23 protein-coding genes are annotated in these 25104 nt (G+C 72.7%); 10 read left to right on the top strand and 13 right to left on the bottom strand.

Annotated features, from left to right (window positions below; all coding sequences use genetic code 11):
* Positions 1-14: 14 nt before the first annotated feature.
* The 4 genes from PUR26_RS31385 to PUR26_RS31370 all read right to left on the bottom strand — a co-directional run bounded on the left by PUR26_RS31385 (position 15) and on the right by PUR26_RS31370 (position 4294).
* Positions 15-1217 carry a sensor histidine kinase gene (locus PUR26_RS31385; protein ID WP_329877719.1) on the bottom strand — a complete coding sequence of 401 codons (1203 nt, stop codon included), beginning with the start codon at positions 1215-1217 and terminating at the stop codon, positions 15-17.
* 173 nt (positions 1218-1390) lie between these two features.
* Positions 1391-2314 carry a hypothetical protein gene (locus PUR26_RS31380; protein WP_329877717.1) on the bottom strand — a complete coding sequence of 308 codons (924 nt, stop codon included), beginning with the start codon at positions 2312-2314 and terminating at the stop codon, positions 1391-1393.
* A 118-nt stretch (positions 2315-2432) separates the two neighbouring features.
* Positions 2433-3116 carry a response regulator transcription factor gene (locus PUR26_RS31375; protein ID WP_329877715.1) on the bottom strand — a complete coding sequence of 228 codons (684 nt, stop codon included), beginning with the start codon at positions 3114-3116 and terminating at the stop codon, positions 2433-2435.
* Positions 3110-4294, bottom strand: a complete 1185-nt coding sequence (locus PUR26_RS31370; RefSeq protein ID WP_329877713.1) for a sensor histidine kinase — start codon at positions 4292-4294, stop codon at positions 3110-3112. The genes PUR26_RS31375 and PUR26_RS31370 overlap by 7 nt, the downstream gene beginning before the upstream one ends.
* A 142-nt stretch (positions 4295-4436) precedes the next feature.
* On the opposite strand from PUR26_RS31370, the gene PUR26_RS31365 reads away from it, so the two are divergent.
* Positions 4437-5567 (top strand): hypothetical protein, encoded by a 1131-nt coding sequence (locus PUR26_RS31365; protein ID WP_329877711.1) that lies wholly within the window; start codon positions 4437-4439, stop codon positions 5565-5567.
* Positions 5539-6663: a glycosyltransferase family 4 protein gene (locus tag PUR26_RS31360; protein WP_329877709.1), complete on the top strand. Its 1125-nt coding sequence runs from the start codon at positions 5539-5541 to the stop codon at positions 6661-6663. The genes PUR26_RS31365 and PUR26_RS31360 overlap by 29 nt, the downstream gene beginning before the upstream one ends.
* Here PUR26_RS31360 and PUR26_RS31355 read toward each other — a convergent pair.
* The 5 genes from PUR26_RS31355 to PUR26_RS31335 all read right to left on the bottom strand — a co-directional run bounded on the left by PUR26_RS31355 (position 6660) and on the right by PUR26_RS31335 (position 11860).
* A complete protein-coding gene (locus PUR26_RS31355) occupies positions 6660-7796 on the bottom strand; it encodes an LOG family protein (RefSeq protein ID WP_329877708.1) in 1137 nt (378 codons plus the stop codon). The genes PUR26_RS31360 and PUR26_RS31355 overlap by 4 nt on opposite strands.
* Positions 7797-7872: 76 nt before the next feature.
* Complete coding sequence (locus PUR26_RS31350; RefSeq protein WP_329877706.1) at positions 7873-9069, bottom strand: hypothetical protein; 1197 nt, start codon at positions 9067-9069, stop codon at positions 7873-7875.
* Positions 9051-9779 (bottom strand): ABC transporter ATP-binding protein, encoded by a 729-nt coding sequence (locus PUR26_RS31345; protein WP_329877704.1) that lies wholly within the window; start codon positions 9777-9779, stop codon positions 9051-9053. Before PUR26_RS31345 ends, PUR26_RS31350 begins: the two co-directional genes overlap by 19 nt.
* Before the next feature lie 201 nt (positions 9780-9980).
* Positions 9981-11369, bottom strand: a complete 1389-nt coding sequence (locus tag PUR26_RS31340) for an aspartate aminotransferase family protein (RefSeq protein ID WP_329877702.1) — start codon at positions 11367-11369, stop codon at positions 9981-9983.
* Positions 11354-11860 (bottom strand): Lrp/AsnC family transcriptional regulator, encoded by a 507-nt coding sequence (locus tag PUR26_RS31335; RefSeq protein ID WP_329877700.1) that lies wholly within the window; start codon positions 11858-11860, stop codon positions 11354-11356. The genes PUR26_RS31340 and PUR26_RS31335 overlap by 16 nt, the downstream gene beginning before the upstream one ends.
* A gap of 168 nt (positions 11861-12028) precedes the next feature.
* Between PUR26_RS31335 and PUR26_RS31330 the strand changes: the two genes are divergently transcribed.
* Both PUR26_RS31330 and PUR26_RS31325 read left to right on the top strand, forming a co-directional pair.
* The gene (locus tag PUR26_RS31330; protein WP_329877698.1) at positions 12029-13465 is read left to right on the top strand and encodes a gamma-aminobutyraldehyde dehydrogenase; all 1437 of its coding nucleotides are present in this window, start codon (positions 12029-12031) and stop codon (positions 13463-13465) included.
* Between the two features lie 154 nt (positions 13466-13619).
* Positions 13620-14501, top strand: a complete 882-nt coding sequence (locus PUR26_RS31325) for an SDR family NAD(P)-dependent oxidoreductase (protein WP_329877696.1) — start codon at positions 13620-13622, stop codon at positions 14499-14501.
* Between the two features lie 275 nt (positions 14502-14776).
* Here PUR26_RS31325 and PUR26_RS31320 read toward each other — a convergent pair whose 3' ends face one another.
* From PUR26_RS31320 to PUR26_RS31310, 3 genes are all read right to left on the bottom strand, one after another.
* On the bottom strand, positions 14777-15538 hold the full coding sequence (locus PUR26_RS31320) for an SAM-dependent methyltransferase (protein ID WP_329878554.1): 762 nt from the start codon (positions 15536-15538) through the stop codon (positions 14777-14779).
* A gap of 74 nt (positions 15539-15612) precedes the next feature.
* Positions 15613-16329, bottom strand: a complete 717-nt coding sequence (locus PUR26_RS31315) for a glycerophosphodiester phosphodiesterase (RefSeq protein WP_329877694.1) — start codon at positions 16327-16329, stop codon at positions 15613-15615.
* 11 nt (positions 16330-16340) lie between these two features.
* Complete coding sequence (locus tag PUR26_RS31310) at positions 16341-17408, bottom strand: adenosine deaminase (RefSeq protein WP_329877692.1); 1068 nt, start codon at positions 17406-17408, stop codon at positions 16341-16343.
* Between the two features lie 68 nt (positions 17409-17476).
* Here PUR26_RS31310 and PUR26_RS31305 point away from each other — a divergent pair, with 68 nt between their 5' ends.
* The gene (locus PUR26_RS31305) at positions 17477-18184 is read left to right on the top strand and encodes a DUF4190 domain-containing protein (RefSeq protein WP_329877690.1); all 708 of its coding nucleotides are present in this window, start codon (positions 17477-17479) and stop codon (positions 18182-18184) included.
* A gap of 360 nt (positions 18185-18544) precedes the next feature.
* Here PUR26_RS31305 and PUR26_RS31300 read toward each other — a convergent pair whose 3' ends face one another.
* A complete protein-coding gene (locus PUR26_RS31300) occupies positions 18545-19102 on the bottom strand; it encodes an NADAR family protein (protein WP_329877688.1) in 558 nt (185 codons plus the stop codon).
* Between the two features lie 175 nt (positions 19103-19277).
* Here PUR26_RS31300 and PUR26_RS31295 point away from each other — a divergent pair, with 175 nt between their 5' ends.
* The 5 genes from PUR26_RS31295 (at position 19278) to PUR26_RS31275 (ending at position 25081) form a co-directional block, all read left to right on the top strand.
* The gene (locus PUR26_RS31295; RefSeq protein WP_329877686.1) at positions 19278-20786 is read left to right on the top strand and encodes a gamma-aminobutyraldehyde dehydrogenase; all 1509 of its coding nucleotides are present in this window, start codon (positions 19278-19280) and stop codon (positions 20784-20786) included.
* Between the two features lie 71 nt (positions 20787-20857).
* Positions 20858-22105, top strand: a complete 1248-nt coding sequence (locus tag PUR26_RS31290) for an ABC transporter substrate-binding protein (protein ID WP_329877684.1) — start codon at positions 20858-20860, stop codon at positions 22103-22105.
* A 116-nt stretch (positions 22106-22221) separates the two neighbouring features.
* Positions 22222-23370 (top strand): ABC transporter ATP-binding protein, encoded by a 1149-nt coding sequence (locus tag PUR26_RS31285; RefSeq protein ID WP_329877682.1) that lies wholly within the window; start codon positions 22222-22224, stop codon positions 23368-23370.
* On the top strand, positions 23367-24284 hold the full coding sequence (locus PUR26_RS31280; RefSeq protein WP_329877680.1) for an ABC transporter permease: 918 nt from the start codon (positions 23367-23369) through the stop codon (positions 24282-24284). The genes PUR26_RS31285 and PUR26_RS31280 overlap by 4 nt, the downstream gene beginning before the upstream one ends.
* The gene (locus PUR26_RS31275) at positions 24284-25081 is read left to right on the top strand and encodes an ABC transporter permease (protein WP_329877678.1); all 798 of its coding nucleotides are present in this window, start codon (positions 24284-24286) and stop codon (positions 25079-25081) included. The genes PUR26_RS31280 and PUR26_RS31275 overlap by 1 nt, the downstream gene beginning before the upstream one ends.
* Positions 25082-25104: the final 23 nt, after the last annotated feature.

Genomic DNA, 25104 nt, shown 5'->3' with positions numbered 1-25104 from the left:
GGGAGGCCGCCGGGTCAGGCGTCGGCCGGCGGCCGGCGTACCGAGTCCGTCAGGTCCAGTACGGCACACGCGCCGCCGTCGGCGGTGGCGGTGAACCGCAGTCCCGCGCCGAGGACCTCGGCCTGCCCCGCGGCGATCGTCAGGCCGAGGCCCAGGCCCTTGCCGACCGCGCTGGTGTGGAAACGCCGCGGCCCGTGCGTCAGCAGGTGCTCGGGGAAGCCGGCGCCGTGGTCGCGGACCCGCACCGTACCGCCCTCGACCTCGACGACGACGGGTTCGGCGCCGTGCCGCAGGGCGTTGCTGACCAGGTTGGTGAGTATGCGCTCCACCCGCCGGGAGTCGGTCTCCACGAACGCGTCCTCGACGATGTCCACGCGCACGTCCGCCGTGGTCTCCACGGCCCTGACCGTACGGGCGGCGAGGGAGCCCAGCTCCACCAGCCGCGACTCGGCCTCCTCGCCCCCGTTGTCGAGACGGGCGACCTCGATGACGTCCTCCATCAGGTCCCGCATCCGGGCCACCCGTTCCTTGACCATCGACTCGGCCCTGCCGTCCGGCAGCAGGCCGGCCGCGGCGACCAGACCGGCCACCGGGGTGCGCAGCTCATGGGCGATGTTCGCGGTCACCTCGCGCTCGGCCCGCAACCGGCCGGCGAGCGCCTCGGCCATCGTGTTGACGGCCCGGGTCAGCGTCGCGATCTCGTCCCGGCCGTTGCCGGGGAGCCGGGCGTCGAGGTCGCCCCCGGTGATCTGCTCGGCCCGGCAGGCGGAGAGCCGCAGCCGGCGGCCCAGCCGGGTGGCCAGCAGCAGTCCGATGAGGGTGGCGACGGCCGTACCGACGGCCCCCGCGCGGAACATCCCGCTCTGGAGCTCCCCCGACAGCGGGTCCTCGTGCTGCGTGAGGGCGAGGACATGGCCGTCGTAGACGGTCGCGGCCCAGATCTGCCGGCGGTCCCCGTTCTGCTGCACATAGGTGGCGCGGCGGCCCCGCAGGACCATCCGGCGCAGCTCGTCCGGCAGATTGGGCGGGTCGATCCTGAGGCCGAGACGCTGCCGGCCGTCACCGGCCTCGTACATCCTCTCGGCGAAGAGCAGCCGTTCCATCACCTGGTCGCGGCCCCGGTCCTCCAGCAGCCGCGGTACCTGGACGCCCGTCACGAGCGCCGCGAGCGCGGCGGTGGCGGTGATCGTGGCACCTATCTTGAGCCGTAGCCCCATGTCTCATCCCTCTGCCGGGAGTCTACGAGGCGCCTTCCGGCCCCGGGCGGGGCGGCTCGCGGCCCCGGGCAGGGTGCCTGCCCGGCCCAAGGGCGGGGCGCCCTTCGGCCCGTCCGCCCGCCCATGGACCGGCCCGCCCCGGAGCACGCGGCCTCCCTCGCGCAACCCCCCGCTCAGCCGACCCCGGCCAGTTCCCGGGGCTCCTCGTCCTGCGCCCGCGGGCCGTCCTGCGCACCGCCCTCCGGCGCGCCGAACCACGCCACAGCGACCGCCCCCGCCACCGCCAGCAGGAACCCGGTGACCGCCAGCCAGGCGAGGCCGGGCCGGGACGAGTCGCCCAGCCACAGCACCCCGATGATGCCCGGCAGCACCGTCTCGCCGACCACCAGCGCCGCGGTCGCGCCGTTCACCGACCCGATCTGCAACGCCACCGTGTGCAGGTACATGCCGCCGGTGCCGGCGACCAGGATCGCGTACAGCGCCGGGTCGGCGAGGAGCGTGCCGAGGTCGAACGGGTCGACCCCGTCGAGCACCCGCACACCCACACCGAGCGCGCCGAAGCCCAGGCCGGAGAGCAGACCGGCGAGGATCGCGGCACGCGCCCCCATCAGCCGCACGACGACCGTCCCGCCCACCATCAGCAGCAGCGAGATCGCCAGCAGCCACCAGTGGGTGCTGACCGCCGTGCGGCCGCCGCCCTCCGGGCCGGCCGCGGTGGCCAGCAGCACCAGCGCGGAGCAGACCACGCCGATCGAGGTCCACTCGGCCCGGGTCAGCCGGATGCCGAGCAGCTTGACGCTCAGCACCGCGGTGATCACCAGGTTGGCGCTGATCACGGTCTGGGAGAGGAACAGCGGCAGCATCCGGGCGGCCAGCGCGCCGAGCCCGAAGCCCACGAAGTCGAGGATGGTGCCGACGATGAACTCCCAGGTCATCGCCGCCTTGGCGGTCGACGACAGGCTGGGTCCGCCGTGCTGGGTGGTGCTGCCCGCGGCGGCCTCGCGGCGGGCGGACCTGCGCGAGCCGACGGCTTGCAGGACGGAGCCCGTGCCGTAGCAGATCGAGGCCGCGACGGCCGTCAAGAGTCCAATGAGCACGTCCGGCTCCGATCGATGGCTCGGGAAGGGGCTGGCAGGGTGTGCGGTTCGGTCTGCCAGACGTGAGTTCGGGCCCCGGAGTTGCTTCTGTCTTACTTCGTTCGCAATTCAAGCGCTCTCATCCGGTCGCGGACGGCGGGCAGCCCGCCCCGGGCCGTACCAGACCCAGTTCGTACGCGAGGATCACCGCCTGCGCGCGGTCGCGCAGCCCCCTCTTGGCGAACAGCCGGTTGATGTGGGTCTTCACCGTGTGGTCCGTGATGGTGAGCCGGACGGCGATCTCCGCGTTGGACATGCCCTTGGCGATCAGTACGAGGACCTCCGCCTCCCGCGCGGTCAGTCCTTCGACCGGCCGGGGCGGCAGCACCCCGGCCCGCTGCCGGGCGAACTCCCCCACCAGCCGGCGGGTGATCGCGGGTGCCAGCAGCGCGTCGCCCCGCGCCACCACCCTCACCGCGTGCAGCAGCTCGGGAAAGGTCGCGTCCTTCAGCAGGAAGCCGCTCGCTCCGGCCGCCAGGGCCTCGTACACGTACTCGTCCAGGTCGAAGGTGGTCAGCATCAGCACCTTCGTGCGCCCGTCCGAGGCGGCGAGGATCTCCCGGGCGGCCTCGATGCCGTTCCGGTGCGGCATCCGGATGTCCAGGAGCGCGAGATCGGGCCGCTGCTCCGCCGCCACCCGGACCGCCGCCACCCCGTCCTCGGCCTCCCCGACGACCTCGATGTCCTCCTGCGTGGCCAGCAGGTTCACGAAGCCGGCGCGTACCACCGCCTGGTCGTCGGCCACCATCGCCCTGATCACCACGGGAGCTCCGCCTCCACCAGAAAACCGCCTTCCGGACCGCCTCCCGTGCGCACCCGCCCGCCGAGCAGCGCCGCCCGCTCCCGCATCCCGGCCAGCCCGTGCCCGCCGGTCCGCGCGGGGGGCGGCCCCGGCCCGTCGTCCACGATGCGCAGCGACAGCAGGTCCGCCCGGTAGCCGACCTCCACCACCGTATGCGCCCCCGGGGCGTGCCGACGCGCGTTCGTCAGCGCCTCCTGCACGATCCGGTACGCGGAGAGCTCCAGGCCGGCCGCCAGACCCACGCGCTCGCCCCGGACGCGCAGCTCCGCCCGGCCGCCCACCGCGCGGTGCTGTTCCAGCAGTTCGTCCAGATCCGCCAGCGTCGGCTGGGGCGCGGTCGCCGCCCTCTCGCCCGAGCCGGCGCGCAACACCCCCAGCAGCCGCCGCAGTTCCGTCATCGAGGAACGGGCCGTGCCGGCGATCTGCTGGAGCGCGTCGCGGGCCTGCGGGGACAGGTCCGGCGTGGTGTAGGTGGCGCTCTCCGCCTGCACCGCGATCACCGACACCGAGTGGGCCACGACGTCGTGCAGCTCCCGGGCGATCGCGGCCCGCTCGGTCTCGGCCGCCTGCCGGCGCTCCATGGCGAGCAACCGCTGCTGGCCCGCGGCCCGTTCGCGCCGGGTCTCCTCACGGGAGCGCACCGCGTCACCCGCGCTGACCGCGCCGAGGACCACCACCGTCAGCAGGAACGTCTCCGCGTAGAGCCCCAGGTCCAGCCGATCGGCCCGGACGAACACGGGGCCCACGTCCTGAGGGAGTCCGGCCCACTTCCGGATGTGCACGAGGTTCACGCCCAGCGAGGCCAGGAACCCGGCGCCGATCAGCAGGCCGGGGTGCTGCACACGGTGCCGCCCCAGGGTGTACCAGCCGTTCAGGCCGCTGACCATCGTGACGAGGTAGAGACTCGTGTCGGCGCCGAACCCGACGAAGGCGGCGGCGACCGCGACGATCGCGGTCTCCGGCCGTGCCCGCCGCCAGACCAGGGACGCCGACGAGACCAGCACCGAGCACGCCACCACCGGTGTGCCCGGCACGAGCACCAGCTCCAGCACGGTGCACAGGGTCAGCAGGACCCCGGTGGTCCACGGGTAGGCGGGCGAGTGCACCGCGCGGCGCAGCGTTCGGACGAGCACGTTCATGCCCCTGATTGTTCCGGTGGGCCGCGCCGCGCACGTCGGAGCACGGGTTGATCCCCGCACTCCGCGTCATGCCAGGGGCCGACCCCGAAGACCGGATCCACGGGTGACGAACCGGGCACCACCGCTCCCTAGCGTCGTCACCATGACCGGCGAACGGGTCCTGGAGGGACAGACGTTGAGGCCGGCGGCGCGCACCGCGGCCGCCGCCTGGTCGGCGTGCGCGGCGTTCGCCGCCGTACTCGCGGTGGTGTCGGACATCGTGCCGCACCGGGTGTGGGGCGCGGTGGCGGCCGGCGGCTACGCGGCGGCGGCGCTGCTCGCCGGTCGCCGTCACCGGCGCGCGGCGGCGATCACCGCGCTGCTGGGCGCGGCCGTCGCACCGTTGGTCCTGCTGGTCGCGTCCGGCCGGGGCCAGCTGGAGGTCGCGGTCGTCGAACGGTCGGGTGCCCTGCTGGCCGCGACCGGCAGCCCCTACGCCGACGCGCCCGGCTCCCTGGCCGCCTACAACCCCTACCTGCCCGGCATGGCCCTCCTCGGGCTGCTGCCCGGCGATCCCCGCTGGTGGATGGGCGCCGTCCTCGTCGCCGCCCTCGCCGTGACACGGCCCCCCCTGCACGCGCTCGCGAACCCGCTGGTCGCTCTCCCCCTGGCCGTCGGCGGTGTCGACCTGCCGGTCGTGGGCCTCATGTGCCTGGGCCTCGCCCTGGCCGGCCGGGGCCGTGCGGGCGGCGCCGGGCTCGTCCTCGGGCTGGCCGCGGCGCTGAAGTGGACCGCCTGGCCCGCTCTGCCGGTGGCGCTCGCCCTGCTCGCGGTCCGGGCCCGCCGGGCGGCTCCGCCTCGGCGGGCGGGCGACCGATGGCCGGCGGTGCGCTGCGGCCTGGCCGCCCTGACCGTCGCCGGGGCCCTCGTCGTACCCGCGGCCCTCCTGAGTCCGGCGGCCTTCCACGAGAACGTCATCGCCTTCCCGCTGGGACTCACCCCCACCGCCTCACCCGCCGCGACACCCTTCCCCGGCCACCTGCTCGCCGCGCACGTGCCGGGCGGCACCGTCGTGGCGGCCGTGCTGCTCGCGGTGAGCGCCGTGCTGCTCGGCCTCTCCCTCCTCGTGCGCCCGCCCGCGACGGTCCCCGCGGCGGCCCGGCGGCTCGCCCTCGGGCTGACGCTCGCGATCGCCCTCATGCCGGCCACCCGGTTCGGCTATCTCGTCCACCCGTTCGTCCTGCTCACCTGTCTCGGGGGCCTCCATGCACCGCACGCTCGTCGTCACCAATGACTTCCCGCCCCGCCAGGGCGGCATAGAGACCTTCGTCGCAGCGATGACCGACCGCTTCCCGCCCGGCGGGGTCGTCGTGTACACCTCCCACGAGCCGGGGGCCGCCGCGCACGACGCCCGCCTTCCCTATCCCGTGGTGCGCGACCGGGCCCGCATGCTGCTGCCGACGCCCCGGGCGACCGGCCGGGCCGTCGCCCTCGCCCGCCGGTACGGCTGCCGCAGTGTGTGGTTCGGGGCGGCCGCGCCGCTGGGGCTGATGGCGGGGCGGCTGCGCCGCGAGGCGGGCGTACGGCGCCTGGTCGCCACCACACACGGCCACGAGGTCTGGTGGGCCCGCACTCCGGGGCCGCGGGCCCTGCTGCGGCGGATCGGCGCCCAGGTGGACACCGTCACCCACCTGGGGCCGGGCACCTGGGCACCGATCGGCGCGGCACTCGGCCCGGGGGTGCGGTCGGCGCGGCTCGTCCCCGGGGTGGACACCGACGTGTTCCGGCCGGGCGGCGACCCCGGGGACACCGGACGGCGGTACGGGCTCGCCGGCGCCCCGGTGGTCCTGTGCGTGGCCCGGCTCGTCGCCCGCAAGGGGCAGGACACGCTCATCCGCGCGATGCCGGCGGTCCGCGCCCGCGTCCCCGGCACCGTCCTGCTGCTCGTCGGCGCCGGCCCGTACGAACGGCGGCTGCGCCGCCTCGCCGTCGCGTGCGGCGTCGAGGAGGCCGTCGTCCTCGCCGGCGGCCACCCGCACACCGCCCTGCCGTCCTTCTACGCGGCGGCGGACGTGTTCGCGATGCCGTGCCGCACCCGCAAGCGCGGCCTGGAGGTGGAAGGTCTCGGCATCGTCTACCTGGAGGCGGCCGCGGCCGGACTGCCCGTACTGGCGGGTGACTCGGGCGGCGCACCGGACGCCGTGCGGGACGGGGAGACGGGCCGGGTGGTCGACGGCCGGGACACGTCCGCCGTGGCGGACGCGCTCACCGCGATGCTGGCCGACCGCCGGACGGCGGACGCCATGGGCCGCGAGGGCCGGGAGTGGGTCGGACGCGCGTGGGACTGGGACCGTAGCTACGACACGCTCGCCGGCCTGCTCGGCCGCTAGGCGGACAGTCGCCGCAGCGCTTCCGGGGCCTCGTCCACGCTGTCGACGAGCGCGATCCGGGGCTCCATCGCGCGGCCCTCGGCCAGCTTGCGCAACAGCGGCCAGGCCGGCAGGCGTTCCGTCCAGTGCGCGCGGTCGACCAGGACCATCGGCGTCGGTTCGCCGCGCGACTCGTAGTAGTTGGGTGTGGCGTTGTCGAAGATCTCCTGGACGGTGCCCGCCGCGCCCGGCAGGAACACCACGCCCGCGTTGGAGCGCGCCAGCAGACCGTCCTCGCGGGTGGCGTTGGCGAAGTACTTGGCGATGTGCGAGGCGAACGCGTTCGGCGGCTCGTGCCCGTAGAACCAGGTGGGAATGCCGACCGACGGGCCGCCCCCGGGCCAGCGGGACCGCACCTCGAAGGCCGCCGCGGCCCAGTCGCTCACCGACGGCGTGAAGGACGGCTCCTTGCCGAGCAGCAGCAGGGCCTCGTCGAGCATCCCGTCGGGGTGGGGCGCGGCGTACGCGCCGAGGTTGGCCGCCTCCATGGCGCCGGGTCCGCCGCCGGTGGCCACGCTCAGCCCGGCGCGGGCCAGGGTCCGGCCGAGACGGGCGGCGCCGGCGTACGCGTCGGTGCCCCGCGCCATGGCGTGCCCGCCCATCACACCGACGACCCGCGCGCCCGCGAGGTGTTCGTCGAGGGCGTCGGAGACGGAGTCGTCGTGGACGGCCCGCAGCATCGACGCGAAGATGTCGCCGTCCGTCCTGGTCCGCCGGAACCACTCGTAGGCGAGGGCGTCCGGCGTGGCCGCGTACCCGGCCCGGCCGCCGTCGTCCCCGGCCGGGTCGCCGAGGCCCGCGAACAGCTCGTCGGGGGAGTACAACAGCCCCCGGTAGGGGTCGAACGGCAGGTTCGGCACGGGCGGGAAGACCAGCGCCCCGTCGGTGCGCACCTTGGCGGCCGCGTCGGGCCGCATGGCGCACCCCAGGAAGACCGCGCCGGTGGTGTCGACGCCCAGCAGGGCGGACGAACGGTCCGTCAGGTCGACGGACTGCACCCGGTATCCGACGAGGCTGCCGCGCAGGACCACCTCGTCGAACTCCCGTAGCGTCTCTATCTCGCGGTCGTGGTCGTGCGTGGGGGTCTGCGACATGCCGCCACGATAGGGGACGCCCCACGCGGACCGTACGGAGGAGGCGCCCCCCGCGCGGGGGGCGCCCCGATCCGGCTCAGCCCTGCAGGGGCAGGGCCGCCAGGGCCGCCACCGCCCAGGTCAGCGGGGCGAACACCGCCAGCAGTGTCACGGCCCGCAGCGCGGCGGCCATCCGGAGCATCGCGGCCGAGGCGCCCAGCCGCAGCAGCGCGTCCTTGGTGTCGACGCGGGCCTGGCGCGACTCCAGGGCCGAGGTGAGCAGCGTCGCCGTGGTGCACGCCATGACCAGTGTCGCGCCCAGACCGGTCAGCGGCCCGAAGGGGCGGCCGTCGCCCTGGCCGTAGACGGTCGTGACCGCGATCGTCGCCGAGGCCACGGCGGCCGCCACGCCCAGCGGGCGCCCGATGCGCCTGGCCTCCTCCATGAGCGCGCGGCCGGCGAGCAGCCGGGTGGCGCACGGCCGGTACGCCTGGAGCAGACGGCCGCACAGATGGGTGATGCCCGGCCCGGCGAACGCGAGGCCCGCCGCCGTCAGGGCCCAGCCCACCAGTACCCCGGTCGGGCTCCCGTCCGAGCCGCCGGGCAGGGAGAGCGTCGCGCCGGACCGGTTCCCGGCGGAGTAGGTCTCCAGCGCGAGGCCCAGCGCCAGCAGCGCCATGCCCCACGGCAGGCCGGCCGGCGGGGCGGTCGGCTTCTTCGCCGGTTCCGGGGCCGCGGGCTCCTCCAGCGCCTCGTCCAGCGCCCCCTCCTTCGGGAGCGGTGTGCGGCGCGGGCGCAGGATCAGCGCGACGGACAGGGCCGCGGAGACCGGGACGACGGAGAGCAGGGTCAGCGCGGCCGCCAGCGGCAGGGGCCGGCCCGCGGCGAGCAGTTCGGCCGCCGCCCCGTCGAACGGCATTCCGGTGATGTCGCCGCGCAGATGGAGGTAGACGAGCAGGGCCAGCGAGGAGCCGAGGGTGCAGGACAGGGCGGTCGACGCGGCGGCGAGCGCGCTCATGCGCCCCGGACCGTACCCCAGGGCGGACAGGCTCTCGCACGGGCGGGTGCTGGGGTCCGTACGCGCGACGGCGACGGCGAAGTGCACGGTCGCCACGAGCGGCAGCACGCACCAGAGCAGGCGCAGCAGGGAGGCCGACGAGTCGTCGGGGTGCCCCATCGCGTACCCCAGCGTGCACAGCAGCAGGAAGCCGACGCCGGCCGAGGCGGCCGAGACCAGCAGGCGGCGCAGCATGACCAGGGGATGGGAGCCCCGGGCTAGACGGAGAGCGAGCACGCGTCGCGACCCTCCGCCCCGTTGAGATGCACGGTGTTGACGCGCCGCCCGTCGAGGAGCGCGACCGTGCGGTCCGCGAGCGCCGCCACGTCGGTGTCGTGGGTGGCGAGGACGACGGTGATGCGGTGCGAGCGCGCGGCCGCGGTCAGCGTGCGGAGCAGCAGGGCGCCGTCGGCGCGGTGCAGGGCCGCGGTGGGCTCGTCCGCGAACAGTACGGCCGGTGTGGACACCAGCGCCCGGGCGGTCGCGACGCGCTGGCGCTGCGACTGGAGCAGTGCGGCGGGCCGCTTGCGCGCGTACTCGCCGATGTCGAGCCGCTCCAGCCACTCCATGGCGGTCGCCTTGGCGGAGCGGTGCGCGGTGCCGTGCAACAGGAGGGGGAGGGCGGTGTTCTCCCAGGCGGTGAGCTCCGGGACGAGGGCCGGCTCGGGGGCGATCCAGCCGAACCGGTCGCGGCGCAGCCGCTCGCGCTGGAGGGGGCTCATCGTGTGGACGGGGGCGCTGTTGAACCAGACCTCGCCCTGCTGGGGAACGAGCTGGCCGGACAGGCAGCGCAGCAGGGTCGTCTTGCCGCAGCCGCGGGGTCCGCTGAGGGCGAGGATCTCGCCCTCGCGTACGCCGAGGGAGACGCCACCCAGCGCGGGGGAGCCGTTGTGGGAGTGGTGCAGGGCGCGTGCCCAGAGCACGTCGTTGTCCGGTGGGGCCACCATGGCGTACACCTCGGTATCGGTTCTGATGGGTCGTCCCCCGTGCCTTCGTTGCGCCGTACGGGCGAACGAGGGCACGGCCTGTCGGTCACTGGGCACCGTAGATATTCAGAACGGGGTGGTACGCACAGCACGCGGCCCGGGTGCGCCCATCTCACTCGGATGGGGCACGACCCGGGCCGCGTTCGGCCTACGATCGGATGATCAGAGCTTGGTCCAGGCCTCGGTGAGGGTGGCCCGGAGGATCTGCTCGATCTCGTCGAACGTGGACTGGTCGGAGATCAGCGGCGGAGCCAGCTGGATGACCGGGTCGCCACGGTCGTCGGCGCGGCAGTAGAGGCCGTTGTCGTACAGCGCCTTGGAGAGGAAGCCGTACAGGACGCGCTCGGTCTCCTCGTCGTTGAACGACTCCTTGGTGTGCTTGTCCTTGACCAGCTCGATGCCGTAGAAGAAGCCGTTGCCGCGGACGTCGCCGACGATCGGCAGGTCGTGCAGCTTCTCCAGCGTCGACAGGAAGTTGCCCTCGTTGTCGAGCACGTGCTGGTTGAGCTTCTCGCGCTCGAACAGGTCGAGGTTGGCGAGGCCGACGGCCGCGGAGACCGGGTGGCCACCGAAGGTGTAGCCGTGCAGGAAGGTGTTGTCACCCTTGTAGAACGGCTCGGCCAGACGGTCGGAGATGATGCAGGCGCCGATCGGGGAGTAGCCCGACGTCATGCCCTTGGCGCAGGTGATCATGTCCGGCACGTAGCCGAACTTGTCGCACGCGAAGGTCGTGCCGAGGCGGCCGAAGGCGCAGATGACCTCGTCGGAGACGAGCAGCACGTCGTACTGGTCGCAGATCTCGCGGACCCGCCGGAAGTACCCGGGCGGCGGCGGGAAGCAGCCGCCGGCGTTCTGCACCGGCTCCAGGAACACCGCGGCGACGGTCTCCGGGCCCTCGAAGAGGATCTGCTGCTCGATCTGGTCGGCGGCCCAGCGGCCGAAGGCCTCCGGGTCGTCGCCGAAGAGCGGCGCGCGGTAGATGTTGGTGTTCGGCACCTTGTGGGCACCGGGGACCAGCGGCTCGAAGGGTGCCTTGAGGGCCGGCAGGCCGGTGATCGACAGAGCGCCCTGCGGGGTGCCGTGGTAGGCGACGGCGCGGGAGATGACCTTGTACTTGGTCGGCTTGCCCTGGAGCTTGAAGTACTGCTTGGCCAGCTTCCAGGCGGTCTCGACCGCCTCGCCGCCGCCGGTGGTGAAGAAGACCTTGTTCAGGTCGCCCGGGGCGTGGTGCGCGAGACGCTCCGCCAGCTCGACCGCCTTCGGGTGGGCGTACGACCACACGGGGAAGAAGGCGAGCTCCTGCGCCTGCTTGGCGGCGACCTCGGCGAGCTCCTTGCGGCCGTGGCCGGCCTGGACCACGAACAGGCCCGCGAGGCCGTCGAGGTAGCGCTTGCCCTTGTCGTCGTAGATGTAGGTGCCCTCACCACGCACGATGGTCGGCACGGGGCTGTTCTCGTACGACGACATGCGGGTGAAGTGCATCCACAGGTGGTCGTACGCGGACTTCGAAAGGTCGCTGCGGTCCTTGGTCACGGCTATCGGGTTCCCCACATGTAGGTCTGCTTCTTGAGCTTGAGGTAGACGAAGCTCTCGGTGGAGCGCACGCCGGGAAGGGTGCGGATGCGCCGGTTGATCACATCCAGCAGGTGGTCGTCGTCCTCGCAGACGATCTCCACCATCAGGTCGAACGAGCCCGCGGTCATCACCACGTACTCACATTCGGCCATGGCCGTCAGGGCTTCCGCCACCGGATCCAGGTCGCCCTCGACGTTGATGCCGACCATCGCCTGACGGCGGAAGCCCACCGTGAGCGGGTCGGTCACGGCGACGATCTGCATGACGCCCTGGTCGAGGAGCTTCTGGACGCGCTGGCGCACGGCCGCTTCGGAGAGGCCGACGGCCTTGCCGATCGCGGCGTACGGACGGCGCCCGTCCTCCTGGAGCTGTTCGATGATCGCCAGGGACACGGCATCGATCGCGGGGGACGATCCGTTCCCGGCCCTGGAGTCTGCGCTTCGGCTGGCCACACCTTCACTCTGCACCGAGACTCGACAGTCTGGCAACCCCAGACCGATGAAATTCGTTGTTCCGGAGACCAGATGTCACTGAATCCGAAGTTGTGGAGCGTCGGGCCTGTCGAAAGCGTCGCCTCACCCCTTAGGGTGGGTGTCTCACGCTTTGGACACCTAGACCGACAGGAGGGGTGGCAAGTGACCACCGAGCTGCGTCGTCTGCGCAACTACATCAACGGGGAGTTCCGGGACGCCGCCGACGGACGGACCATCGACGTGGTCAACCCGGCCACCGGCGACGTGTACGCCACCTCCCCGCTCTCGGGACAGGCCGACGTGGACGCGGCCATGGAGGCCGCCGCCGCGGCGTTCCCCGCCTGGCGCGACGCCACTCCCGCGGAGCGCCAGAAGGTCCTGCTGAAGATCGCGGACGCCTTCGAGGAGCGCGCCGAGGACCTCATCGCGGCCGAGTCCGAGAACACCGGAAAGCCGCTGGAGCTCACCCGCACCGAAGAGGTCCCGCCGATGGTGGACCAGATCCGCTTCTTCGCGGGTGCGGCGCGCATGCTGGAGGGCAAGTCCGCCGGCGAGTACATGGAGGGCCTGACCTCGATCATCCGCCGTGAGCCGGTGGGTGTCTGCGCGCAGGTCGCGCCGTGGAACTACCCGATGATGATGGCCGTGTGGAAGTTCGCGCCGGCGCTGGCGGCGGGCAACACCGTCGTGCTCAAGCCGTCCGACACCACGCCCGCCTCCACCGTGCTGATCGCCGAGATCATCGGCTCGATCGTCCCCAAGGGCGTCTTCAACGTCATCTGCGGCGACCGCGAGACGGGCCGCGCCATGGTCGAGCACCGGACCCCCGCGATGGCCTCCATCACCGGCTCCGTACGCGCCGGCATGCAGGTCGCCGAGTCCGCGGCCAAGGACGTCAAGCGCGTCCACCTGGAGCTGGGCGGCAAGGCGCCGGTCGTCGTCTTCGAGGACAGCGACATCCCCAAGGCCGTCGAGGACATCTCGGTGGCGGGCTTCTTCAACGCGGGCCAGGACTGTACGGCCGCCACCCGCGTCCTCGTCCACGAGTCGATCCACGACGAGTTCGTCTCGGCGCTGGCCAAGGCCGCCGCCGACACCAAGACCGGCCAGCCGGACGACGAGGACGTCCTCTACGGCCCGCTGAACAACGCCAACCAGCTCGCCCAGGTCAGCGGCTTCATCGAGCGCCTCCCCGCCCACGCCAAGGTCGAGGCGGGCGGCCACCGGGTCGGCGACAAGGGCTTCTTCTACGCCCCGACCGTCGTCTCGGGCCTCAAGCAGGACGACGAGATCATCCAGAACGAGGTCTTCGGCCCGGTCATCACGGTCCAGTCGTTCCGCGACGAGGAGCAGGCCCTGGAGTACGCCAACGGCGTCGAGTACGCCCTGGCCTCGTCCGTCTGGACCAAGGACCACGCCCGCGCCATGCGCATGTCCAAGGCGCTGGACTTCGGCTGCGTCTGGATCAACACCCACATCCCGCTGGTCGCGGAGATGCCCCACGGCGGCTTCAAGAAGTCCGGCTACGGCAAGGACCTCTCGGCGTACGGCTTCGACGACTACACGCGCATCAAGCACGTGATGACGTCCCTGGGCTGACCCGGCCGACACCCCCCCGCCCCCACCGGCCCGCGCGGCCGGCGGGCCGGGGGGCGGGGGGAGCAGGGGAGCCGGGGCCCCCGGACGGGTGAGAACCCCCCGTCCGGGCGCGTGGCCGACGCCCCGCCCGCCCTGGCCGGGCAAGGCTGTCCCCATGGCGAAAACCGTGGTGGTGACCGGGGCCGGCCGGGGCATCGGGCAGGCGACCGCCCTGCTGCTGGCCCGACGGGGCCTCGACGTCATCGGGACCGTCCGCACCGCCGAGAAGGCGGACCGTCTGCGGGCGGCCGCCCGCGCCCAGGGCACCGGCCTGCGCACCGTCCTGCTCGACCTCAGGGACCCCGAGGGGTGCGTCCGCGCCATGGACGCCTGCGCGTCGATGGCCGGCGGCACCCCGTGGGCGCTGGTCAACAACGCCGCGATCGCCCTGGCCGGGGCGGTCGCCGACCCCGCCGAGGAACGGATCCGCGAGATCCTGGAGGTCAACGTCCTCGCCCCGGCCCGCCTCGCCCGGCTCCTGCTCCCCGGTATGCGCGCCCGGCACGCGGGCCGGATCGTCAACGTCTCCTCGGTCGCCGGCCGCCTGTCCACCCCCTTCTTCGGCTGGTACTGCGCGAGCAAGCACGCCCTGAAGGTCATCAGCCACGCCCTGCGCATGGAGGAGAGGCGGCACGGCATCGCCGTCGTCCTCGTCGAGCCCGGCATCGTCGACACCGGCATCTGGTCCCGCAGTGTGGGCCGCCTGGAGGAGCAGCGGAACTCCCCCTTCGCCGAGCAGTACGCCCAGGCCGGAGGCGTCGTGCGCGCGGCGTCCCGCCGTCCCGGGCCCGAGCGGGTGGCACACGCCGTCCACCGGGCCCTCGCGGCGCCGCACCCGCACGCCCGCTACCCCGTGGGACACGAGGCCCGCTGGCTCCCCGTCCTCGAAAGCCTCACCCCGCTGCCGCTGCGCGACTACGCCAAGGAGGTGGCCCTCGGGCTGCGCGACGCCCCGCCGGGGGTACGCGACGCCCTGCGGTACTGGCGCACCCGGTAGATCGCGGGAAGCGGTGGCGGGGAGCCATGAGCGGGCCCTGCCACCGGCCGGTGACCCGGCCGGTGCGCCTCGCTCCGTGAACGCGGCCCGCACGAGCAGGAGGGGGCCGACGCCGACGGCCCGGGCACAGCCGCGCGGATGCCTCGCAGCCCGGACCTCCCCGGCGCACCCGGCTGCGTCAGGTCCGCGCGGCCCGCGGCGTCCCCCGGACTCTCCGCGTCCCCCCGGCTCTCCGCGCCCCCCGGCTCTCCAGGGCCGCACGGGCCTTCGGCGCGTCACGGCTTGCGCGCGACCGCGCCGAACTGCGCCACCTCGGTGGCCGGCGCGAACCGCCAGCTCGCACACGACACCACGCCCGGGTCGAGGATCTCCAGCCCGTCGAGGAAGGAGGTGAACTCCGCACGGCTGCGGGCGGTGATGGGCGGCGTGGCGTTCTTGTTCCAGAAGTCCATCGCCTCGGCGTTCCCCTCACCGCCCAGCTCCAGGGTGGGGTGCGTCAGGGCGAGGAAACTGCCGGACGGCACGGCGTCCATCAGGGTCCGGACGATCGACCGGGCCTCGTCGGTGTCCATGACGAAGTTGAGGATGCCGAGCATCATCACGGCGACCGGCCGGTCGAGGTCCAGCGTCGGCGCGACCGCCGACAGGATCGCGTCCGGCCGGTGGGCGTCGGCGTCGACGTACTCCGTCAGACCCTGCGGGGAGCTGGTGAGCAGCGCCCGGGCATGGGTCAGCACGATCGGGTCGTTGTCGACGTACACGATCCGCGCGTCGGGCGCGACGCGCTGGGCGACCTCGTGGGTGTTGTCGGCGGTCGGCAGCCCGGTACCGATGTCCAGGAACTGCCGCACGCCCGCCTCGCCGGCCAGGTACCGCACCGCCCGGGCCAGGAACGCCCGGTCCGCGCGGGCGACCTCGCCGATGCCCGGGTACAGGGCGGTGATCCCGTCGCCGACGGCGCGGTCGACCGGGTAGTTGTCCTTGCCGCCGAGCCAGTGGTTCCAGACCCGCGCGTTGTGCGCGATGTCCGTCCGGATCCTGCCGCCGCCGTCCGTGTTGTTGCCGTTGGGTCCGCTGTCCCCGCTGGCTCCGTTGTTGCCGTTGTCCGCCGTCACGTGCCGCTCCCCTTTCCGGGCCGTCGGCCCAGTACGGAACCGAGCACGTCCACGCGGTTGGTGGTGATGGAGTCCACCCCATGGGCGATCAGTCTGCGCATGCTCCTGCGGGTGTCCGCCGTCCAGGCCGACACGAGCATGCCGTCCCGGTGCACCCGCTCGCTCAGTTCCCGGCTGACCAGACCGAAACGGTAATTGAGCCAGCGCGGTGCGACCGCGTCCAGCAGGACCGGGCGCGGCGGGGCCAGGGTCGTCCAGGTCAGGGCGATCTCGGCGCCCGGGTCCGCGGCCCGCACCAGCAGCATCGCGGCCGCGCTGGAGCAGTAGTACACACGGTCGCCCGCGCCGCACTCGTGGACGGTGCCCACGACGGCGCGCACCGACCTCTCGGTGGCGCCCGGCAGGTCGATCATCACCCGGTGGGGGCCGGCGGCGGCCAGCGCCTCGCGCAGGGTGGGCACCCCGTGCGGCCCGGTCAGCTCGCGCAGTCCGGCGAGATCCACCGCGGCGAGCGGCCGTTCGGCGCGCCACAACCGCTTCAGCGACTCGTCGTGCAGCAGGACGGGGACGCCGTCGCGGGTGAGCCGCACATCGACCTCCACCGCGTCCGCGCCGCGCCCGAGCGCCGACCGGATCGACGCGAGCGTGTTCTCGCGGACGCGGTACGGGTCGCCCCGGTGTCCCACGACGGTGACGGCACGCCCGGTCCCCATGGCGGAGGCCCTCAGCGGGTGAGCCACTGGGAGGTGTAGGCGTCGATCTCGGAGGCGATCCTGGCCTTGCCCGCCGGCTCCAGGAAGGACGCCTCCACGGCGTTCTTCGCCAGGGCGGCCACCCCCCGCTCGTCGAGGCCGAGGAGCCGGGCCGCCACCTCGTACTCGGTGTTGAGGTCGGTGCCGAACATCGGCGGGTCGTCGGAGTTGACGGTCACCAGCACCCCGGCGTCCACCATGTCCTTGAGGGGGTGCTCCTCCAGGCGGGTCACGGCCCGCGTGGCGATGTTCGAGGTCGGGCAGACCTCCAGCGCGATGCGGTGCTCGGCGAGGTGCGCCAGCAGCGCGGGGTCCTGGGTGGCACTGGTGCCATGGCCGATGCGCTCGGCCCGCAGGTCGTTCAGCGCGTCCCAGATGGTGCCCGGCCCGGTCGTCTCGCCGGCGTGCGGCACGGAGTGCAGGCCGGCCGCGATGGCGCGGTCGAAGTACGGCTTGAACTGGGGACGCGGCACACCGATCTCCGGGCCGCCCAGCCCGAACGACACCAGCCCCTCGGGCCGCAGGTCCACCGCGAGCCGGGCGGTCTCCTCGGCCGCCTCCAGACCGGCCTCGCCGGGGATGTCGAAGCACCAGCGCAGTACGACACCGAGCTCGGTCTCGGCCGCGAGCCGGGCGTCCTCGATCGCGGCCATGAACGCCTTCTCGTCGATGCCGCGCCGGGTCGAGCTGAAGGGCGTGATGGTCAGCTCGGCGTAGCGGATGTTCTGCCGGGCCATGTCACGGGCGACCTCGTAGGTCAGCAGCCGGACGTCCTCCGGGGTGCGGATGAGGTCGACGACCGACAGGTAGACGTCGATGAAGTGCGCGAAGTCGGTGAACGTGAAGTAGTCGACGAGCGCCTCGGGGTCGGTCGGCACCTTGGAGTCGGGGTGGCGCGCGGCCAGTTCGGAGACGATCCGGGGAGAGGCGGAGCCCACGTGGTGGACGTGCAGTTCGGCCTTGGGCAGCCCCGCGATGAAGGGGTGCAGATCGGTCATCGGGGTCCTCCGTGCGTCTGGGCCGTGCCGGTCAGGGATCATCGTAGGCGGGGCCGGTCCCGCGCGGGACGGGGGCCGTTAGCATGACCGGGACACGATGGGGGAGGCCCATGTCAGACAAGAGCGAGCCGAACGATCCCTGGGCTCCGCCGGAGAGCCGGGCGCCCCAGGACCGGGTCGACCTCGGGAAGCCCGCCGGCGGTACGCAGCAGCCGGTCCAGCCGTCCGCCCCGGCCCAGCCGCCCGTGCACGACCAGCCGACGATGACCTCGATGCCCGGCGCGGGCTTCGGCCCCGCGGGCAGCGGTGAGGTGCCGCCGCCCCCGATAGCCCCGGGCGGCCCGGCCCGGCCGGCTCCGGGCCAGTACGGCTATCCGGCGCCCGCGCCGCAGCCCACGGCGCCCCCCTCCGGGGGGTACGGCTACCCGGGATACCCCGGTTACCCCGGATACGGCGCCTACGGCCAGAGCGGCTGGCAGCAGGGCCCGGCCAACGGCATGGGGATCACCGCGATGGTCCTCGGCATCGTCTCCGTGGTCGGTTTCTGCCTGTACGGCCTCGGCATCGTCCTGGGCATCCTCGCGCTGGTCTTCGGCATCCTGGGCCGCAAGCGGGTGCAGCGGGGCGAGGCGAACAACGCGGGCATGGCGACCGCGGGCATCATCCTCGGCTCGGTCGGCATCGTGATCGGTGCCGCGTTCATCGCCTTCATGGTCTGGGCGATCGTGCAGGACGAGAAGAACAACGACCGCGACAGCGACCCGTACTCCACGACGCTGGTGCTTGACACGAGGCCGGCCGATGCGCTGACGCGCTGACGCGCCGGGCGGCGGCCGCCGGAACCCGGGCCCCGTGCCCGGGCGCGCGGCCGCCCCGTCGCCCCGTCGGCCGACGGCCCGCCGAACCGGCCGCGCGCCCCGCCGGTGCCGGGTGTCGCCCGGACCGGGCGACGAGCGGGCCCGGCCCGCCGCAGGCGGCGCGCCCCTCCTGGCCGCCGGGCCCGCAGCCCCCCCCGGGTCTGCGAAACGCGGTCCCCCGACCGCACCGTGCCCGCGCGTCGGCGGCCTCCGCCCCCTCGGCCTCCGCCCCCTCGGGCCCCGGCCCCCCGGGCCCCCAGCCCCCGGCTCAGGGACCCGCGGTCCCCCGACCGCAGGGGCCCCTCCTCCCCCCCGCTTTTCTCAGGCGCCGTCCGGTGCCCGCAGCTGGTCGCGGGCCTCCATCAGCGCGAAGCCCAGCAGGTTCAGTCCGCGCCAGCGCGTCGGGTCGTGGGCGCGCTCGTCGTCGGCCGCCAGGCCGATGCCCCAGATCCGGTCCACCGGGCTGGCCTCGACGAGCACCCGGTCGCCCGTGGCCAGCAGATAGTCGCGCAGCGCCGGGTCCTGGCCGAACTTGTGGACGCTGCCCCGCACCACGATCGCGAAGCGCTCGCGCTTCCATATCGCCTCGTCGAAGCCGCGGACGAGCCGGCCGGCCTTCTTCGCGAGCGCCGGGTCCGCCGCCCCGACGGCCAGGCGCTCGGCCTCGGCGTCGCCGAAGAGCCGGGCCTTCGCGGCCATCATCCAGTGCTCCGCCGTCGCGTACTCCACGCCGTCCACCGTGAAGGGCGAGGGCCACCACTGGCTCAGGCAGCTCGCCCCGGCCGTCCCCTCCTTCTTCGGTGTGTGCCCCCAGAAGTGCAGAAACCTGACGCGCTCACCCCTGATGAACCGCTCGGTCAATGAGTCGATCTTCTCCATGCACGCGAGTGTCGCAGCCACCACTGACACTCCGTACGGAGATATTCGGGACCACGCGACACATGGTCGACCGATTCCGTCGCGTAACCAAAAGGCAACAACGGAATCCCTTGTTGCAGTGGATTCCCTCTGTCAGGATCGGCACTCAATTCGAGCTGGGACAACGGAGAGCGTCATGGGCAACCGCTTCCAGATGCAGGACCGCTTCGCGGACGGCGCGCAGTACATCGGCGGGCGGCTGCGGCCAGGCACCTCCGGGCGCACCCACGCGGTGGTCGACCCCGCGACGGGCGAGGAGGTCCTCACCTACGAGCTCGCCGCGACGGCCGACGTGGACGCCGCCGTCACCGCCGCGCGGGAGGCGTTCCCCGGCTGGGCCGGGGCCACGCCCGGCGAGCGGTCCGACGCGCTGCACCGCTTCGCGGGCGTACTGGCCGAGCGGGCCGAGGAGTTCGCGCGGGCCGAATCCCTCCAGTGCGGCAAGCCCGTCAAGCTGACCCGCGAGTTCGACGTCCCCGGCACGGTCGACAACACGGCGTTCTTCGCCGGGGCCGCCCGCCACCTGGAGGGCCGGTCCGCGGGCGAGTACAGCGCCGACCACACCTCGTACGTACGGCGCGAACCCATCGGCGTCGTCGGCTCCATCGCCCCCTGGAACTACCCGCTCCAGATGGCCGCCTGGAAGATCCTCCCGGCCATCGCCGCGGGCAACACCGTCGTCCTCAAGCCGGCCGAGCTCACCCCGCTCACCTCCCTGATGTTCGCGCGGGCGGCGACCGACGCGGGCATCCCCGACGGTGTCGTCAACATCGTCAACGGGGCCGGCAAGGACGCGGGAGAGCACCTGGTCGGCCACCCCGGCGTGGCCATGACGTCCTTCACCGGCTCGACCCCCGTCGGCAAGCGGGTCGCGGAGATCGCCACCGCCACCGTCAAGCGGCTCCACCTCGAACTGGGCGGCAAGGCCCCCTTCGTCGTCTTCGACGACGCCGACCTGGAGGCCGCCGTGCACGGCGCGGTCGCCGGGTCCCTGATCAACACCGGCCAGGACTGCACGGCCGCCACGCGCGCCTACGTCCAGCGCCCGCTGTACGACGCGTTCGTCGCCGGGGTCGCCGACCTCATGGCGACCGTGCGCCTGGGCGACCCGTTCCGCGAGGACACCGATCTGGGGCCGCTGATCAGCCACGCCCAGCGCGACCGGGTCGCCGGGTTCGTGGAGCGGGCCCGTGCGTACGCCACCGTCGTCACCGGCGGCGCGGCTCCCGTGAACGACGGCGCCTACTACCTGCCGACCCTGATCACGGGCGCCGCCCAGGACAGCGAGATCGTCCAGTCCGAGATCTTCGGACCGGTCCTGGTCGTCCTGCCCTTCGACAGCGACGAGGAGGGCCTGGCCCTCGCCAACGACACCCCGTACGGCCTCGCCGCCTCGGCCTGGACCCGTGACGTCCACCGGGCCGGCCGCGCCACCCGCGAGATCAAGGCGGGCTGCGTCTGGGTCAACGACCACATCCCGATCATCAGCGAGATGCCGCACGGGGGCTACAAGGCATCGGGCTTCGGAAAGGACATGTCAATGTACTCCTTCGAGGAGTACACGCAGGTCAAGCACGTGATGTACGACAACACCGCGGTCGCCAGGAAGGACTGGCACCGCACGATCTTCGGGGACCGGCCGTAACGCCACGCGGCTGCCGCCGCGTGGCACACGTGGTCGCCCGACGCCCGCAACCATCCCGAAAGGCACAGCGCATGGAGCAGTACGAGCCCGACAGCCTCTCCGCGGCACAGCTCGCCGCGATGCGGCGCAGCCTGTCGAACGGCAGGGGATCACTCACCCGCCGCTCGATGCTGCGCGCCACGGGCTTCGGCGCCCTCACGCTCGGCGGCCTGGCCGGCCTGAGCGCCTGTGGGATCCCGCCCGCCAAGCGGGAGGGCGAGGGCCCCGCCTCCTCCGACTTCTCGGCCCGGGAGAAGCAGCTCACCTTCTCCAACTGGACCGAGTACATGGACGTCAGTGAGGACGAGAAGGGCTATCCGACCCTGGAGGCGTTCACGAAGCGCACCGGGATCAAGGTCAAGTACACGGCGGACATCAACGACAACGTCGAGTTCTTCGGCAAGATAAAGCCGCAGCTCGCGGCCGGTCAGGACACCGGCCGCGACCTCATCTGCGTCACCGACTGGCTCGCCGCCCGGATGATCCGGCTCGGCTGGGTCCAGAAGCTCGACGCGTCCCACCTGCCCCACGCCTACGCGAACCTGTCCGCCCAGTTCCGGCGCCCCGACTGGGACCCGGGCCGCGTCCACTCGTACCCCTGGACCGGCATCTCCACGGTCATCGCGTACAACACCAAGGCGACCGGCGGCCGCAGGGTCGACTCCGTCACCCAGCTCCTGGACGACCCCAGGCTGAAGGGCCGGGTCGGCTTCCTCACCGAGATGCGCGACTCGGTCGGCATGACCCTCCTCGACATGGGCAAGGACCCGGAGAAGTTCACCGACGCCGACTACGACGCGGCGGTCGGCCGCCTCCAGAAGGGCGTCGACACCCAGCAGATCCGCCGTTTCACCGGCAACGACTACACCTCCGACCTGGACAAGGGCGACCTCGCCGCCTGTCTCGCCTGGGCCGGTGACGTCATCCAGCTCCAGGCCGACAACCCGGACATCCAGTACGCGATCCCCTCGGCCGGCTACATCACCTCCAGCGACAACCTGCTGGTCCCCGCGGGGGCCCGGCACAAGAGCAACGCCGAGAAGCTCATCGACCACTACTACGAGCCGCCGGTCGCCGCCCGGCTCGCCGCGTACATCAACTACGTGTGCCCCGTCGACGGCGTGCGCGACGAACTCGCCAGAATCGACGAGGCGCTGGCCGCGAACACGCTGATCCTGCCGGACAAGGCGATGGCCGCGAAGTCCCGTGCCTTCCGCTCCCTCAGCAACGAGGAAGAGACGGCGTACGAGGAGAAGTTCGCCAAGCTCATCGGCGCCTGAGCCCGCTCGCAGGGCCGGGCCGCGGGCGGTGCCCCCACCCGCCCCCTGAGCCGGCCACGCGGGTGGTGCCCCCACCGCCGTCACCCTTCGACACCGACACCCCGGGATCGCAACCCATGACCGACAAGAACACCGGCGGCGACGTCCGTCTCACCGGCATCAGCAAGACGTACGGCTCCTTCACCGCCGTCCACCCCCTGGACCTGACCGTTCCCCAGGGCTCCTTCTTCGCCCTCCTCGGCGCCTCCGGATGCGGCAAGACCACCACCCTGCGCATGATCGCCGGCCTGGAGGACCCCACCACGGGAACGGTCCTCCTCGGCGACAGGGACGTCACCGGCCTCCCGCCCTACAAGCGGCCGGTCAACACGGTCTTCCAGTCGTACGCCCTCTTCCCCCACCTCGACATCCACGAGAACGTCGCCTTCGGCCTGCGCCGGCGCGGCGTCAAGTCGGTGAAGAAGCAGGTCGGGGAGATGCTCGACCTCGTCCAGCTCGGCGACAAGGCCCGCCACAAGCCGCACCAGCTCTCCGGCGGCCAGCAGCAGCGCGTCGCCGTGGCCCGCGCCCTCATCAACCACCCCCAGGTCCTCCTCCTCGACGAGCCGCTCGGCGCCCTCGACCTCAAGCTGCGCCGCCAGATGCAGCTGGAGCTCAAGCGCATCCAGACCGAGGTGGGCATCACCTTCGTGCACGTCACCCACGACCAGGAGGAGGCCATGACCATGGCCGACACGGTCGCGGTCATGAACGGCGGCCGGGTCGAGCAGCTGGGCGCGCCCGCCGAGCTCTACGAGAACCCGCACACCACGTTCGTCGCCAACTTCCTCGGTACCTCCAACCTCATCGAGGCCGAGGTGATCGAGGCCGCCCGGGACATCGTGGTGACGGCGGGCGGCGGCAGGCTGAGGCTGCCGGCGGACCGCTGTCCGGACGCCACCCGCTCCGGCGGCAGACTGCTCGTCGGCATCCGCCCGGAGAAGATCTCGCTCGCGCACGCCGACGACGCGGGCACGGTCCCCGACGGACGCAACCGGGTCACCGGCAGGATCGTCGACACCTCGTTCATCGGCGTCTCCACGCAGTACGTCGTGGACAGCCCGGCCGGCACCGCCCTCCAGGTCTACGAGCAGAACGTCGAAAGGCGTGCGCGACTCCTGCCGGGCGCCGAGGTGGTCCTGCACTGGAACCCCGCGCACACCTTCGGACTGGACGCCGCGCAGGCCATCGACGCGGGCGTCGAGAAGGTCGAGGACGCCACGTGACGACCGCGACCCTCACCGAGGACGAGCCCGTGGCCGTCCGCAAGGCGTCCACGCGCAGGCGCCTCGTCCCGTACGTGCTGCTCCTTCCCGGCATCCTGTGGCTGTTCGTCTTCTTCGCGCTGCCGATGGTCTACCAGGCGTCGACCTCCGTACAGACCGGCTCCCTGGAGCAGGGCTTCCAGGTCACCTGGCATTTCCGGACCTACTGGGACGCCTTCACGGAGTACTGGCCCCAGTTCGTCAGGTCGCTGCTCTACGCGGGCACCGCCACCGTGCTGTGCCTGCTCCTCGGCTATCCGCTCGCGTACCTCATAGCCTTCAAGGCAGGCCGCTGGCGCAGCCTGCTGCTGGTGCTGGTCATCGCTCCCTTCTTCACCAGCTTCCTCATCCGCACGCTGGCGTGGAAGACGATCCTCGCGGACGGCGGCGCGGTCGTCGGGGCACTGGACGCCCTGCACGTCCTGGACGTCACCGGCTGGCTCGGCTGGACCCAGGGCGACCGCGTCCTCGCCACCCCGATGGCCGTCGTGTGCGGCCTGACGTACAACTTCCTGCCGTTCATGATCCTGCCGCTCTACACCTCGCTGGAGCGGATCGACGGCCGGCTGCACGAGGCGGCCAGGGACCTGTACGCCTCGCCCGCCACCACGTTCCGCAAGGTGACCTTCCCGCTCTCCATGCCCGGCGTCGTCTCCGGCACCCTGCTGACCTTCATCCCGGCGAGCGGCGACTACGTCAACGCCGAGCTGCTCGGCTCGACCGACACCAAGATGGTCGGCAACGTCATCCAGTCGCAGTTCCTCCGGGTGCTCGACTACCCGACGGCGGCCGCGCTGTCGTTCCTTCTCATGGCCATCGTGCTGATCATGGTCACCGTCTACATCCGCCGGGCCGGAACGGAGGACCTGGTCTGATGCTGCGTGGGATACGGCGCAACGCCGTCGTCATCGCGGGCCTGCTGACGCTCGCCTACATGATCCTGCCGAACATCGTCGTGATGGTGTTCTCGTTCAACCGGCCGAAGGGACGCTTCAACTACGCCTGGCAGGAGTTCTCGCTGGACGCCTGGAAGGACCCCTGCGGCGTCGCCGACCTGTGCGGCTCGCTGGCACTCTCCCTCCAGATCGCCGCCTGGGCGACGCTCGGCGCCACGGCCCTCGGCACGATGATCGCCTTCGCGCTGGTCCGGTACCGCTTCCGGGCGCGGGGCGCGGTCAACTCGCTGATCTTCCTGCCGATGGCGATGCCCGAGGTCGTCATGGCCGCCTCCCTGCTCACCCTCTTCCTCAACATGGGGGCGGAGCTCGGCTTCTGGACGGTCCTGATCGCCCACATCATGTTCTGCCTGAGCTTCGTCGTCACGGCGGTCAAGGCGCGGGTGATGTCCATGGACCCGCGACTGGAGGAGGCCGCGCGCGATCTGTACGCCGGGCCGGTGCAGACCTTCCTGCGCGTCACCCTGCCGATCGCCGCGCCGGGCATCGCCGCCGGCGCGCTGCTCGCCTTCGCCCTGTCGTTCGACGACTTCATCATCACCAACTTCAACGCGGGCTCGACCGTGACCTTCCCCATGTTCGTCTGGGGATCGGCGCAGCGCGGCACGCCCGTGCAGATCAACGTCATCGGTACCGCGATGTTCGTCATCGCCGTCCTGGTGGTCGTCGTCGGCCGGCTCGTGGCCACCCGACGAAAGCGCACAGCGACACCCTAGGCACCCTGAAGGAGTTGAAAACC

The sequence above is a fragment of the Streptomyces sp. SP18CS02 genome, from assembly GCF_036322365.1.
GTDB lineage: Bacteria > Actinomycetota > Actinomycetes > Streptomycetales > Streptomycetaceae > Streptomyces.
Note: the sequence above shows the minus strand (reverse complement) of the source record. Positions and strands in the feature narration are given on the sequence as shown.

Bases quoted from the DNA above. Each gene is read 5' to 3' on its own strand.
- PUR26_RS31385 (WP_329877719.1), bottom strand. From the start codon at position 1,217: ATGGGGCTACGGCTCAAGATAGGTGCCACGATCACCGCCACCGCCGCG.
- PUR26_RS31370 (WP_329877713.1), bottom strand. From the start codon at position 4,294: ATGAACGTGCTCGTCCGAACGCTGCGCCGCGCGGTGCACTCGCCCGCC.
- PUR26_RS31365 (WP_329877711.1), top strand. From the start codon at position 4,437: ATGACCGGCGAACGGGTCCTGGAGGGACAGACGTTGAGGCCGGCGGCG.
- PUR26_RS31360 (WP_329877709.1), top strand. From the start codon at position 5,539: ATGCACCGCACGCTCGTCGTCACCAATGACTTCCCGCCCCGCCAGGGC.
- PUR26_RS31355 (WP_329877708.1), bottom strand. From the start codon at position 7,796: ATGTCGCAGACCCCCACGCACGACCACGACCGCGAGATAGAGACGCTA.
- PUR26_RS31345 (WP_329877704.1), bottom strand. From the start codon at position 9,779: ATGGTGGCCCCACCGGACAACGACGTGCTCTGGGCACGCGCCCTGCAC.
- PUR26_RS31325 (WP_329877696.1), top strand. From the start codon at position 13,620: ATGGCGAAAACCGTGGTGGTGACCGGGGCCGGCCGGGGCATCGGGCAG.
- PUR26_RS31315 (WP_329877694.1), bottom strand. From the start codon at position 16,329: ATGGGGACCGGGCGTGCCGTCACCGTCGTGGGACACCGGGGCGACCCG.
- PUR26_RS31310 (WP_329877692.1), bottom strand. From the start codon at position 17,408: ATGATCCCTGACCGGCACGGCCCAGACGCACGGAGGACCCCGATGACC.
- PUR26_RS31305 (WP_329877690.1), top strand. From the start codon at position 17,477: ATGTCAGACAAGAGCGAGCCGAACGATCCCTGGGCTCCGCCGGAGAGC.
- PUR26_RS31300 (WP_329877688.1), bottom strand. From the start codon at position 19,102: ATGGAGAAGATCGACTCATTGACCGAGCGGTTCATCAGGGGTGAGCGC.
- PUR26_RS31295 (WP_329877686.1), top strand. From the start codon at position 19,278: ATGGGCAACCGCTTCCAGATGCAGGACCGCTTCGCGGACGGCGCGCAG.
- PUR26_RS31290 (WP_329877684.1), top strand. From the start codon at position 20,858: ATGGAGCAGTACGAGCCCGACAGCCTCTCCGCGGCACAGCTCGCCGCG.
- PUR26_RS31285 (WP_329877682.1), top strand. From the start codon at position 22,222: ATGACCGACAAGAACACCGGCGGCGACGTCCGTCTCACCGGCATCAGC.
- PUR26_RS31275 (WP_329877678.1), top strand. From the start codon at position 24,284: ATGCTGCGTGGGATACGGCGCAACGCCGTCGTCATCGCGGGCCTGCTG.